This is a genomic window from Paenalcaligenes sp. DL 463, from assembly GCF_057475185.1.
In genome coordinates this window covers 1,551,481-1,564,437 of sequence record NZ_JBYBKX010000001.1, presented here as the reverse complement: position 1 = coordinate 1,564,437, position 12,957 = coordinate 1,551,481, and the positions used below count along the sequence as shown (strand labels likewise).

The following is a 12,957-nucleotide window of genomic DNA, read 5'->3' as shown; positions in this document are numbered from 1 at the left end:
ACCTGCTATGACTACGCACAGCCAACTTATAGAAATTATTGAAAACGGGGCCGTAATTGATATTTATATCGATGAGCACACGGTTCGCGCTTACGTTGTTGTTAGTGCTCCAAACGTGGATGCGGTAGCGGATATTGTGCCCGAAGAACGTTTTGAACAAGGGGGCGACATACATGTTATGGCGGTCGCACAAGCCGACGACGCTAACAGCACAGTAAATGATGCCCTTTTCAACGCAAACCCAGATGATACGATTGTTTTTTTGTGCCATGACATTGAATCAAAAGACGCAGTCTTGCATGAATTTTTAGGTACTGACGGTCTGAAAAAACAAATCAACTAATAAAAGACTAACTGGCGTCAGCCAGCGCTGATTTCGTGCGATTACCCTTATTTTTTGGTATGCTCTGATGCCACTAATTTTTAATAAAAAATCATGACCACCCCCTACCCCGGTAATGTTTTTATGATCGTTGCTCCAAGCGGAGCCGGTAAGTCTAGCTTGGTAAATGCCTTACTCGAGAATGATGCCAATATTATGCTGTCAATCTCATGCACTACCCGTCAGCCGCGGCCCGGTGAGAAAGAGAGCGAGCATTACCATTTCCTTAGTAACGATGGGTTTGAAACCTTGCGTGACGGTAATGACTTATTAGAATGGGCAGAAGTACACGGAAACTTTTACGGTACCCCGGCACCACCGATTCGCGCAGCCCTTCAGGAAGGGAAAGACGTATTACTGGAAATTGACTGGCAAGGTGCGCGTCAGGTTCGTGAGTTCTATCCTAAAGCAATCGGAATTTTTATATTACCGCCGTCAATTGAAGCCCTGGAAAGCCGACTTAAAAAGCGAGGCCAAGATGACCCTCAAGTCATCGCGCGGCGTTTACTGGCTGCTGGGGGCGAAATGTCGCATGTATCAGAATGTCAATATGTTATTATTAATCATGAATTTGACACTGCTCTTACAGAACTTATTTCGGTCGTAAAATCCAGTCGTTTAGGTATACGCGAACAAGCACTGCGACACGCAGATTTATTTTCTCAACTCGGCATCAGCGCCTCTGTTGCAGCTGGGCTCAAATAATCCCCTTATTTACACCACAGGTCCTATATATGGCACGCATTACTGTCGAAGACTGCTTAGATAAAATTCCAAATCGTTTTAATCTTACTTTAGCCGCTGCCTACCGTGCACGTGAATTAGCACAAGGTCACGAACCACGCATCGAAAGCCGCAATAAGCCCACCGTTACCGCACTACGAGAAATTGCAAGTGGCGATACTGGGCTAGAAATGCTACGTAAAGTTCCAACTTAATAAATAGATAAAGGCAGTTTATGGCTTTTCCGGGTTTACGTGGCGCGTCTTCAGGTTTATTAGCGGTCCTTAAAAAAGGCTCGCGGTTAGGCCGTCGTAAGAAAACCATAAACATCCCTAGGCTGGAACCGGCTAAAGCCACAATTGCTTCAATCGCGCCACTGACTAAAATCATTAGTGAGTACCTTGACCCTAAAGACGTTGAGAAAGTTCGCGAAGCATATCGACTCGCCGATAACGCTCACTTAGGGCAATTCCGCTCTAGTGGCGAGCCCTACATCACTCATCCTATTGCCGTCACCGAAATTTGCGCCGGCTGGAAGCTTGATGCCGACTCGCTCATGGCCGCCCTGCTTCACGACGTTATTGAAGATCAAGACGTTTCGAAACAAGAGCTCGCTGAAAAATTTGGTACGGATGTTGCCGATATTGTTGATGGCGTATCCAAACTAGAACGGCTAGAGTTTCAGACAAAAAGCCAGCAGCAAGCAGAAAGCTTCAGGAAAATGTTGTTGGCCATGTCGCGTGATGTGCGCGTCATCCTCATTAAGCTGGCTGACCGTCTGCATAATATGCGCACACTCGAGGCGGTTAGCCCCGAGAAACGGCGTCGAGTGGCGCAAGAAACACTCGATATCTACGCGCCCATCGCTCACCGTCTTGGCCTAAACGCCCTCTTCCGCGAGTTGCAAGATCGGTGTTTTCAAGCTATACACCCTAATCGTTATCGCGTATTACATAAAGCCTTGATGGCTGCCCGGGGCAATCGCCGCGAGGTGTTAGGAAAAATCACCGAAGCCGTTAAGATTGCGCTACCGGCCGCAGGCATTGAAGCCGATGTTAGCGGTAGAGAAAAATCGCTCTACAGCATCTTCTGTAAGATGCAGGAACAAAAAAAATCGTTCTCAGACGTACTCGATATTTACGGGTTTAGAGTCATCGTCCACACCTTGCCCGAATGTTACCTAGCGCTTGGCACCTTGCATCAGCTATATCGCCCCGTCCCCGGTAAGTTCAAAGACTATATCGCCATTCCTAAAATAAATGGCTATCAATCTTTGCATACTACGTTGATCGGGCCCTACGGCACACCTGTCGAGTTCCAGTTCCGCACTCAAGAAATGGACCATGTCGCCGAAGAAGGTGTTGCCTCTCATTGGTTATATAAAGACGAAAACGTTTCCCTCAATGAGCTACAGAAACGTACTCACCACTGGCTACAGTCTCTCTTAGACATACAAAGCCAGACAGGTGACTCTAGTGAATTTTTAGATCACGTTAAAGTTGATTTATTCCCTGACGCCGTCTATGTTTACACCCCTCGTGGCAAAATCATTTCCTTACCACGAGGCGCAAGTCCCGTCGATTTCGCCTACACCATTCATACAGATATTGGTAATCACGCCGTAGCAGCTAAGATCAATGGCGAGTTCGCCGCGTTGCGCACTGAACTAAAAAGCGGAGACTCGGTGGAAATCGTTACCTCTCCGGCTGCACGACCCAGCGCACAGTGGCTTAATTACGTGCGTACTGGCCGGGCACGATCTGAAATACGTCACTATCTTCGCACCGTTAAGTACGAAGAGTCCGTTGCCTTCGGGCGCCGCCTTCTTAAGCAGGCCTTTGAGCCCTTAAACATCCCCTTCCCTGACGAGACAGACCCCGTTTGGGAAAAGCTAGCCAAAAGCTCTGGGGCCAGCTCCAGAGACGAGATTCTCGCAGACATCGGATTAGGGAAACGCTTAGCTGCTGTCGTGGCCAGACGTTTTGCTCCCGAGCACGCCATTCTTGCAACGACCGCAGCCCAAGTCGACGAATTCACCTCAAATGGCTCTGCCCCAATCGTTATTCATGGTAACGAAGGTCAAGCAGTGCAGCTTGCCCCTTGTTGTGGCCCCCTACCTGGCGACGGCATCATAGGTGGTATACGTCTGGGACATGGTTTAGTCGTTCACATGACAGAATGCGCCATAGCGCAACGACAACAAGCTAAAGAGCCCGAGCGCTGGATTCCTGTGGTTTGGGATAGTAATACGGCCAGACACTTATCAACTCGTCTTGACGTCACGGTGTTGAACGAGCGCGGCGTACTTGGACGCATGGCTGCTGCCGTCAACGATGCAGACTCAAACATTCTTCATCTAAGCATGCCAGACGAAGTCTCAGCTACCGGCATTCTGCATTTAACTGTGCAAGTAGATAGTCGTACCCACTTGGCTAAAGTTATTCGAGCACTGCGACACGTTCCTCAAGTGCAAAAAATAGTGCGTATTAAGGGAACCAGCTAAAAGCACTCAGGCTCAGTTCACACATTTTTTGTCTTGGGCAAAATCTGTGCTATGAAATCACCATATAAGTCGCCACTGCATACGCACCCACACCGCTTAACGTAGCGACGGCTACGTTTCCCTTGCTTAGCTTATGGCCAATCCAGACGCCAAACAACCCAAATATTATTGGCGTGGCGGTTTCAGAAAACTGAGTTGGACTTAACTCAGCAGCGACTGAAACCACCAGCAAGGCGACAATCGCAGACGGCCCAATCGCAGCAAGAGCTTGATGTAACAAACGACTATATGTCGACGTTGATTTCTGCTTTTTCGTCAAAATCAAAGGTAAAAATCGAACTAAAAATGTACCTGCGCCGGACAAAACTGCAATTATCAATAATTGAAACGTACTCATTTTTTCGCTACTCCTGCAGCAATCACTCCACCTGCTAGCATTCCGACCATAATAGCAACGTAATTCGGTAACCAAAGTAAAGCGACCGCGGTGGAAACCGTAGCGCCAAAAACAATCAACCGAGGCACTGCTTTAGCGATATCGAGCAGCAACGCAAAGAATAACGCAGGAAGGACGAAACCTAAGCTTTTATCCAAGACGACGGAATGGCCTACCCAGTCAGCACCAAAATAGGCTCCAACTGCAGTTCCACCAACCCAAGCACTGTAGGCACCCAACTGAAGCCCTAGGTACCACCCTTCTTTGTTCTGAGCAGCTTGCTGCGAAAAACGTCCTATCGCTGCAGCAAATACCTCATCAGTTAGTCCAGCGGCCCACAATGCGAGAGGCCGTTTTCTATCGATGGGTTCTGCCGATTTCATCAGTGCCGGCCCGTAAAAAAGATGCCGAAGATTGATCAACCAAATAATAGCGACAATACTGAATAACCCAGTTTGCTGTGCGATCAAGGCAATCAGTAGAAACTGGCTAGCGCCTGCATAAATAAGTAGGGAGAATACGATAGCAATATAAGGTGGAATATCTAAATGGACGGCAGTAAGACCAAAAGATATAGCAACGGGGACATAACCAAGCGCTATGGAAAGGCTATCTTTTAAACCATAAAAAAAACCGTGAATTGCCATCTTGCCGCCATACTAAGGTTGAAAAGGCCCAATGAAGCTAAGAAGCCCTAAGGCTACGCGCCAAAACAAGCGTATTTTACGTAGCTTATTGGCAATTTAAAAAGCCTCACTTCCTGAGGACAGAAAGTGAGGCTTGTTGAGTTAAGCGTGAAACTTACAGTTCTGCGCTATCGTCTCGTTCAATAACTTGTTTTAACGCCGGTAGCTCTTCAACCTTAAGGGCATCACGCATGGCCTGCAATGTCGCCTTTTGCTCTGCGGTGGCCCAAAGCTGCTGCAGTTGTTGCGTAATAAACTGCATTAATGCCGGATCTAACTGCGCGTTTTCCTCGCCCACAACCTTAGCGATAGAATACCCACGTTCGGTTTCAAAACCGACATACGCAGGCAAAGCTTCTAGGTCGAGATTCATAATACGATCGATGGCAGTCTTATCTAAGTCGGCACTATCAAGACGATTCACAGCTTGAATGTCTGAGAACTCTAGATTATCGTCCGAGCCCTCACGTAGGGCGGCTAATACGGCTTCGCCCTGCTCTTCGGCTTTCTTAACTGCAGCCTCTCGAACCAATACCGCTTCGATACGGTCTCTTACCTGCTCAAGCTCTGGAAGTTTAGGCTCGTGAATCTCGGCAGCACGAATCGCAACCAACTTGTCGGACGCTAGCTCGATAACACCCGCATTCTGTCGTTGTACCAGAGATTGGGAGCTAAACAAAGCCCGTCTAATGCTAGCCTCATTTAATTCCGTGGCATGCTCAGACAGCGCGGCGGCTTGATCGTCATTAACTTCTTCGCTGGGCATCACGCCTGCACGAGAGATGCCTTTAGCATGCTGAAGCGGCAAGCCCAGTGTGTCGGCGGCTGCATTCAGTGAATCGCCGTTCTCATAGACTAAATTAGTTAATTGTGTGGCCATATCAGCGAAACGCTCTGCCGCTAATTGTTGACGAACCTCGGCCTCAACCTCATCCCTCACTTCAGCAAAAGTGGGGCCCTCTTCAGCGACATGCTCGTCGGCCTTGAAGATATGAAAACCATCGGGCCCGTCCACTACCTCAGATATCTCTCCGGTGCTTAACTCGAAAATTTGATCTTCAAGCACGGCAGGCCAAGTTCCCTTAGTAATCCAACCCAACTCGCCACCATTTCGGGAGCTACCCAAGTCATCAGACTCTGCTTGTGCAATGTCAGCAAAACTGTCGGGATCATCACGTAGCTGACTATGTAGCGCTACGGCTTTACTACGGATGGCCAAACGCTCGTCTTCTGACATGCCACCTTTAGTAGCAAGAAGAATATGTCGCAATTGCACGCGCGCTGGAGCAACGAACCGTGCCCGGTTCTGATCATAATATTGCTGAAGCTGCGCCTCGTCGATGGTCGGTACGCTGGCGATAGCGGCGGCTTCATCGAGTACGATGTAATCGACATCCACATATTGTGGCAAACGAAGCTCGTCATGGTGTCCGTCGTACCAAGCCTGAATATCCGCTGCCTCAATTTGAATATCTGCTGCGTATTCAACGGTATTAAAGTCGAGCAACTGCACAGTGCGAGTCGTTGTTAATGCTTGTTCTAGGTCGCTTAGCACGGGAGCAGGAAGCTGAACGGTGCTGACTACCGGCTCTAAGACGCGTGATATGGCCAGCTCAGCACGTTGAGACTGCTCAAAATCCTTAACAGATAACCCTGACGCAGTTAACACTTGGTTATAACGTTCAGCTGAAAAAACGCCATTATCTTGTAGTTCTGGCATCGCAGCGATTTGGTTGCGTAAAGCATTATCTGAAACGCTGAACTGCTCTTTAGACGCGATTTGAATGATAACTAAGCGATCAATTAATGAGTCGATCAAGGCTTTACGGGCTTCTGGCGTATTAACAACGGAAGGATCAAATGAATTACCGTATTGACGCTGCAAGCTATCAAGCTGATTGCGACGAGCGCGATCAAACTCTTGCTCGGTTAACGCTGTATCACCGACTTTGACTAACTCGTCGTTACTAGAGCTAAAGTTGGTATAGCTACTTACGCCTATTAATACAAAAGAAGGCAAGATTAAAATAAGTAGCACCAACTGCATAATGCGTTGATGCGAGCGGATTAAATTGAACATTAAACACCTACTTTCGCGTGTTTTCGATGGTTTAAAGGTTAATAATTAAGAATAAACGGCGTGAGTGGCTTATAACCAATACGAAACCCATTAAGACCTAAAATCTCAGGCAGTGTAACACCACGCTTTAGGATGTGTGTCACAGTAGCACTAGTAACCAGCTAAAATAAGCAATTCTACTGGAGTTTTACTCGTCTTTCATTTTTTGCGCTATTACCATTCATGCACACCGTTTTCCCTACTTGGCCATACCCGCATTTAATCGCACATCGCGGAGCAGGCCTGCATGCTCCTGAAAATACCTTATCAGCCTTTAGAGAGGGGGCTAAAGCGGGCTACCGCATGTTTGAGTATGACGTCAAACTTAGCAAAGACGGCGTTCCAATTTTACTGCATGACGACACGGTTAACCGAACCTCTAACGGAGACGGGCTAGCAAAACACTTAAGCCTTGCCTCGTTGATGGAGCTGGATTTTGGTTCATGGCACAGCCCGCCATTTATCGGAGAACCACTACTTACATTGGGTGGAATCGCCAGTTTCTGCCTTCCTAATCACCTACATAGCAACATCGAAATAAAGCCATCTGCAGGATTGGAGGCAGAAACTGGCGCCGCTGTAGCACGCTTAGCCGCCTCGCTTTGGCAAGGTGCTCCAGAAACCCCTCTATTATCATCGTTCTCGATTACCGCATTAAAAGCAGCGCGTTTAGCCGCTCCAGACTTGCCATTGGCCTGGCTTATCGACGACGAACTGCCTTCAAACTGGCGAAATACCGCGTCCGAGCTGCAGGTTATTGGCCTTAATTTAAACGATAAGCACGTAACAGCAGAACACATACAAAGCATTCAAGGCGACAGCTACGCCGTTTGTGTTTGGACAGTCAACACCATTGAGCGAGCTCGAGAGCTTTTAGGCTGGGGTTGCAACAGCGTCATCACAGACGCCGTTCACGAGATCCCTCCTGACCTCACCTCGTCAGTAACTTATACGTAAGAAGGAAGTTATTTTGTTCAGTTATCGACACGCCTTTCATGCAGCAAACCATGCCGATGTACTCAAGCATTCGGTCTACCTGCATATTTTGGATTATTACGGCACAAAAGACACCGCTTACACCGTGATTGACACCCACTCTGGTGCGGGCTTATATGACCTTGAAGGCGAATGGGCTCAAACCAAAAGTGAATGTGAGCAAGGCCTAGATTTAGTGATCGCTGCCGAACGTTCTCCTCCATTAATAACACGCTACCTAGAGGCCGTCTCGGAATTGAACCCGGATGGCATAGCACGTTACTACCCCGGTTCTCCATGGCTCGCCCTAACAACCATTAGACCGCAAGACAGTTTTCATGGCTTTGAATTACACCCCACTGAATTTCCCGCATTAACGCAAAATATCGAGCAACTCTTCCCACGTCCAAATAGACGGGTAAAAATCTACAATACGGATGGATTTCAAAACAGTTTGCGCCTGCTTCCTCCCATATCAAGACGCGGTATCGTCATGATGGACCCTTCTTACGAAGCGAAGACCGATTACAAAAAAGCACTTAACACCATCGAGTCCAGTCTGAAGCGCTTCGCTCAATGCTGTTTTATCCTTTGGTATCCCTTAGTACAACGGCAAGAAATTAAGGCTCTACAACGACAATTAGAAAAACAAACTCTTCCGTGGCTTCACGTATCACTGCAAGTGAAAAAGCCTGCCGCAGATGGCTTTGGTTTACATGGGAGTGCACTGTTTATTATCAATCCACCTTGGACGCTCAGTGCCGAGCTAAAAACGACAATGCCTTGGCTTAAAAGTCAGTTAGCTCAAGACGACCATGCTAGCTATCGTTTGAAAGAGCGCCAACCCTAAAACTAAAAAGCCCCAAATGCACTGATAGACACTTGGGGCTAAAAGCTTTACTTATCGAAGATCAAAACTGCTCGTCAGGCCTCAGGTAACGCCATTTACCTTGGGGAAGATCCCCCAACACAACATTTCCCATACGCACCCGTTTTAAGCCTATGACTTTAAGGCCTACCGCCTCACACATCCGACGTATCTGACGCTTCTTTCCTTCACGAAGCACAAAATGCAATTGATCATTGTTTTGCCATCGAACCTCAGCGGGAAGTAACGCTTTTCCGTCTAAGCTGAGACCATGTCGTAATAAGGCTAAACCACGATCTTCTAAATTACCTTCTACTCTAACCAAATACTCTTTATCCAGATCTGAGTCTTCACCAATTAATTTTCGTGCGATGCGGCCATCTTGCGTTAATACCAGCAGACCTTGAGAGTCAATGTCCAAACGACCCGCAGGGGCCAACCCTCTTAAGTGGGCTGGATTAAAGCGTGGTTGACCTGAAAGCCCAGCTCGATACTGAGTTGACGCTTGAATAAGCGACGCCGCGTTTCGATAGCCTTTCTCTGCTTGACCTGAAACATAACCAATGGGTTTATGCAGAATGATCGTTACGCGTTCGGTTTGTCGCTTTTGTGCTACTTTATCCAGTACAATTTTTGCGCTAGGCTTTGCCTTTTGCCCTAGAGTAGCGACTTGGCCATCCACTCGAACCCACCCTCGTTCAATAAAGGCATCGGCTTCTCGTCGTGAGCACATGCCACGTTCTGACATCAATTTAGAAATTCGTATAGTATCCATAAGCGTTATTTTACGGCTTCCTTGAGCAACACACTATGGAATTCATTCCCCCCTTAAACTCCCCTTGGTCTAGCACCCCGTTAGTTGATCTAAATTCTGTACAAAAGTGGTGGCTAGCTAAGCCTAATGCACTCACTGATGGTCTTCGGGCGTTAGGAACATTGCAGTTATCTGTGCTGAATGAGTACGAAGTAAATTCCGACACGTCAGAGGCGTGGATGGTTGGCAGCAAGACCATGACTCCACTGTGGGTGCGTGAAATTGTTATGAGCCTGAATGGCATTCCTGTTGTCGCAGCGCGTAGTTTGTGTCAATACACCGCCTCTCATGCTGAGTGGGAAGCCATACGTGGTTTATCAAATCGCCCCTTAGCGGATTTGCTGTATACCGATCCTCGCATTAGTCGGTCGCATTTTTGCTATGTTGATGCTCGGGACAGCCAACATTTGGCTACCCTGTGCCTCACCGCTTTTAACGTTAAGCCTTCAATAAGTTCAGAATATTTGGTTCGTGCTTCTCAGTTTTTACGAGGGGGGGAAGCCTTAGTCGTTATGGAGTGTTTTACCCCTGCTTTTTGGCAGCAATTCGCAAAAATACTGCCTGAAGCGTAAACCATTCGAAAATCGCTGTGGCTTGGCTTCGTTCGTCTCAATAAAGCTACGCAAATCCCCGCCTCTTCTGATGGTGACGATAGGTTTATAATATGACGTTAACTTCCGTTAGTTGCATTTTTATCGTTAACCCTTTTTTAGCCAGCAGAGAAGCGCTGGCTCTCTCTACTAGCCTAAATCATGGGTAAATAGCCAGGGTGCGCTAACAATGGAAAGGCAGCATCAATAAACATGATGTCCTCTTCACTTAAGCGTAGTGTTAAGGCGGCTGCGTTATCTAAAGTGTGCTCGACGCGAGAAGACTTAGGGATCGCCAGCACCTGCGGATGCCTGCATAAAAAGGCCAGCGCGACCTGTCTTGCCGAAACCCCATGGCGCTGTGCAATATCAATCAGTACGCCCCCCTCATCACTACCCTCCCACGGAAACTGACCATGTCCGAATGGGCTATAGGCGACTAACTTAACATCGTGCTCTATGCACCACGGAAGTATTTCATGTTCAATCGTTCGCTCTTCTAAGTGGTAAAGCACTTGGTTGCAGGCGATACGGTTTGCCCCTGCTATGGCATAAGCCTGTTGCAAGTCTTTTAGGTCGAAATTACTGAGGCCCCATGTTTTAATTTTTCCAACTTGGCATAGATGCTCAAGCGCTTCAATCGTTTCCGCTAAGGGGACAGAACCACGCCAATGCAATAAGTACGAGTCTAAGTAATCGGTTCCTAAGCGACGTAAGCTGGCATTACAGGCTGCTAGCGTCCCTTCATAACTCGCGTTATAGGGAAGGACTTTAGAAACCAAGAAAACCTGAGATCGTCGTCCCTGTATGGCTTCTGCTACCACCCTTTCCGCTTCACCATCACCATACATCTCCGCCGTGTCAATATGCTCTAGGCCCGCTTCTATCCCTTTTTGTAATGCATAAACCACCTGCTTTCTATCGGATGCTTCGTCAAGATACCAAGTTCCTTGCCCTACCGCTGAGACAGGACGCTCATAATCTACGAACTGGCGTGCATGCATAACATCTCCTCTGCTACTTTTTACTTATAAAGCCGAATGACCAGTTTCACCCGTGCGAATACGGACAACCTGTTCAACATTCGTGACAAAAATCTTACCGTCTCCAATTTTTCCTGTGCGCGCTGCATTCACAATCGCTTCAACTACGCTATCACATCGTTCCGCAGGGACCACCACATCAACACGTATTTTGGGTAGAAAATCCACCACGTACTCCGCCCCTCTATAAAGCTCTGTGTGGCCCTTTTGGCGACCAAAGCCCTTTACCTCGGTAACAGTAAGTCCGTTTACATCAAGCTCACCTAAAACCTCACGCACTTCGTCGAGTTTAAAAGGTTTGATAATTGCAGTAATTTTTTTCATCGTTCTTAACTATAAAAATATTGAGGTATTGTGATTAAGAGTTTTAGGAAATACGAGGCCCCTGACCAGATCTGTCGCCAACGTAGGCAGCCTTAGGATTTAACCTTGTTCCTTCCTGCTCAAGTACGGCAGGCAAGGAAACAGCGTCGTGACTAAACGCCGCATGCAAATCGCTTCCTGAGGGGGCCTGATACAAGCGTAAACCCATTTCAGGCAAAATCGACAGGAAATGGTCGAAAACGTCGCCTTGCACTTGTTCGTAATTAACCCAAGCGGTGTCATCCGTGAAGCAGTAAATCTCGATGGGAATGCCCTCGCTAGAAGGCTCCATCATCCGCACCATCATCAACATATCTTGGTGGATGCCCTTCTTCTGCTTAAGGTAACGTATGGCATAAGCCCTAAAGGTACCAATATTACTCAGTCGACGTTGATTGACGACTTCATTCGCCTGATTGCCTAAGGCTCGATTGCTAATGTCCAGCTCTTCTTGCTTCTCGTCCAGATAATCATGCAATAACGCGAAGCGTCGTAGATGCTCAATTTCTCGTCCTGTCAGAAACCGTACTGATGCCGCATCAATGCGCAGGGTGCGTTTAATACGTCGACCACCCGATTCGAACATATGACGCCAGTTTTTATAGCTTTCTGAAAAGAGCTTATAAGTCGGAACCGTAGTAATCGTTTTATCAAAATTCTGAATTTTTACGGTGTGCAGTGCAATATCAACGACAAAGCCATCTGCATTGGCTTGCGGCATTTCTACCCAATCACCGATACGCAGCATGTCATTACTATTCATCTGCGTACTAGCAACCATCGATAAAAGAGTGTCTTTAAATACTAACAACAATACCGCTGATATCGCCCCCAACCCCGACAGCATCAAGAAAGGTGAACGGTTAAAGACCAACGAAATCATCACAACTAAAGCCAGCGCCCACAGACAAATGCGTGCAACTTCTACATAGCCTTTAATCGACTTGGTTCGGCCTCTAGCACTTAACGCAAAAATGTCTTGTAAACTCGCCATCACAGCGTTGATGGCTAAAACCAGATAAATCAGCGCAACAACCGCAATAATTCGACTGATCGCATCACTTAACTCGGCGCTGATAGGCAACAGCCCCAAATTACCTGCAATAACAAACAGCGGTAAGGCATTGCTTATATAATGAGTGACTTTGTGCTTTTTGATGGGCGCGAGCCAATGCTCTTTACCGCTCGCTTGTAACGTACGTCTGGCCATACCGCTGAAGCCATATGACGCCAGCCAACTGGTTAGACGATACAGCAACAACAGCACAACGACCCCAGCAACAATCTGCATCCAGATTTCAGGTAAGTATTGTGCAAATAATTTAGTAGCGAACCAGTCGCCCAATAACGTTGTGTTATCCATTTTCTTCATCGTATGTAGCCCGCATCGTTATTTTATTCACGATTACACGGCTGTGCTTGCCATTAGCGTTAAAACAACCGTCTAATATAGCG

14 protein-coding genes are annotated in these 12,957 nt (G+C 47.4%); 7 read left to right on the top strand and 7 right to left on the bottom strand.

The genetic code is table 11. The annotated features are described in order from the left end of the window. Positions 1-7 precede the first annotated feature (7 nt). The 4 genes from AC2UZI_RS07310 (at position 8) to AC2UZI_RS07295 (ending at position 3,608) form a co-directional block, all read left to right on the top strand. Positions 8-343, top strand: a complete 336-nt coding sequence (locus tag AC2UZI_RS07310; protein ID WP_486943151.1) for a hypothetical protein — start codon at positions 8-10, stop codon at positions 341-343. Positions 344-436: 93 nt separating this feature from the next. Further along, the gene (gmk, locus tag AC2UZI_RS07305) at positions 437-1,087 is read left to right on the top strand and encodes a guanylate kinase (RefSeq protein WP_486943150.1); all 651 of its coding nucleotides are present in this window, start codon (positions 437-439) and stop codon (positions 1,085-1,087) included. Between the two features lie 29 nt (positions 1,088-1,116). Then, the gene (gene rpoZ, locus AC2UZI_RS07300; RefSeq protein WP_486943149.1) at positions 1,117-1,320 is read left to right on the top strand and encodes a DNA-directed RNA polymerase subunit omega; all 204 of its coding nucleotides are present in this window, start codon (positions 1,117-1,119) and stop codon (positions 1,318-1,320) included. Between the two features lie 20 nt (positions 1,321-1,340). After that, a complete protein-coding gene (locus AC2UZI_RS07295; RefSeq protein WP_486943148.1) occupies positions 1,341-3,608 on the top strand; it encodes a RelA/SpoT family protein in 2,268 nt (755 codons plus the stop codon). 49 nt (positions 3,609-3,657) lie between these two features. Here the strand turns inward: AC2UZI_RS07295 and AC2UZI_RS07290 are convergent, their stop codons facing one another. The 3 genes from AC2UZI_RS07290 to AC2UZI_RS07280 form a co-directional block, all read right to left on the bottom strand. Further along, positions 3,658-4,005, bottom strand: a complete 348-nt coding sequence (locus AC2UZI_RS07290; RefSeq protein WP_486943147.1) for an AzlD domain-containing protein — start codon at positions 4,003-4,005, stop codon at positions 3,658-3,660. After that, positions 4,002-4,691, bottom strand: a complete 690-nt coding sequence (locus tag AC2UZI_RS07285; protein WP_486943146.1) for an AzlC family ABC transporter permease — start codon at positions 4,689-4,691, stop codon at positions 4,002-4,004. Before AC2UZI_RS07285 ends, AC2UZI_RS07290 begins: the two co-directional genes overlap by 4 nt. 154 nt (positions 4,692-4,845) lie before the next feature. Next, positions 4,846-6,810, bottom strand: coding sequence for a SurA N-terminal domain-containing protein (locus AC2UZI_RS07280; protein WP_486943145.1), 1,965 nt, complete (start codon positions 6,808-6,810; stop codon positions 4,846-4,848). Between the two features lie 222 nt (positions 6,811-7,032). On the opposite strand from AC2UZI_RS07280, the gene ugpQ reads away from it, so the two are divergent. Together ugpQ and AC2UZI_RS07270 are read left to right on the top strand one after the other, a co-directional pair. Then, positions 7,033-7,806 carry a glycerophosphodiester phosphodiesterase gene (gene ugpQ / locus AC2UZI_RS07275; RefSeq protein ID WP_486943144.1) on the top strand — a complete coding sequence of 258 codons (774 nt, stop codon included), beginning with the start codon at positions 7,033-7,035 and terminating at the stop codon, positions 7,804-7,806. 13 nt (positions 7,807-7,819) lie between these two features. Then, positions 7,820-8,674, top strand: a complete 855-nt coding sequence (locus tag AC2UZI_RS07270) for a 23S rRNA (adenine(2030)-N(6))-methyltransferase RlmJ (protein ID WP_486943143.1) — start codon at positions 7,820-7,822, stop codon at positions 8,672-8,674. 61 nt (positions 8,675-8,735) lie between these two features. On the opposite strand, the gene AC2UZI_RS07265 is transcribed toward AC2UZI_RS07270, so the two are convergent. Continuing rightward, entirely contained in the window at positions 8,736-9,467 is a 732-nt protein-coding gene (locus AC2UZI_RS07265) for a pseudouridine synthase (RefSeq protein ID WP_486943142.1), read from the bottom strand. 35 nt (positions 9,468-9,502) lie between these two features. On the opposite strand from AC2UZI_RS07265, the gene AC2UZI_RS07260 reads away from it, so the two are divergent. After that, positions 9,503-10,078 (top strand): chorismate--pyruvate lyase family protein, encoded by a 576-nt coding sequence (locus AC2UZI_RS07260; RefSeq protein ID WP_486943141.1) that lies wholly within the window; start codon positions 9,503-9,505, stop codon positions 10,076-10,078. A 173-nt stretch (positions 10,079-10,251) separates the two neighbouring features. On the opposite strand, the gene AC2UZI_RS07255 is transcribed toward AC2UZI_RS07260, so the two are convergent. The 3 genes from AC2UZI_RS07255 to AC2UZI_RS07245 are packed head-to-tail and all read right to left on the bottom strand — an operon-like array spanning position 10,252 to position 12,865. Beyond that, positions 10,252-11,100 (bottom strand): aldo/keto reductase, encoded by an 849-nt coding sequence (locus tag AC2UZI_RS07255; protein WP_486943140.1) that lies wholly within the window; start codon positions 11,098-11,100, stop codon positions 10,252-10,254. A gap of 24 nt (positions 11,101-11,124) precedes the next feature. Then, complete coding sequence (locus AC2UZI_RS07250; RefSeq protein WP_486943139.1) at positions 11,125-11,463, bottom strand: P-II family nitrogen regulator; 339 nt, start codon at positions 11,461-11,463, stop codon at positions 11,125-11,127. Between the two features lie 43 nt (positions 11,464-11,506). Then, positions 11,507-12,865 carry a mechanosensitive ion channel family protein gene (locus tag AC2UZI_RS07245; RefSeq protein ID WP_486943138.1) on the bottom strand — a complete coding sequence of 453 codons (1,359 nt, stop codon included), beginning with the start codon at positions 12,863-12,865 and terminating at the stop codon, positions 11,507-11,509. Positions 12,866-12,957: the final 92 nt, after the last annotated feature.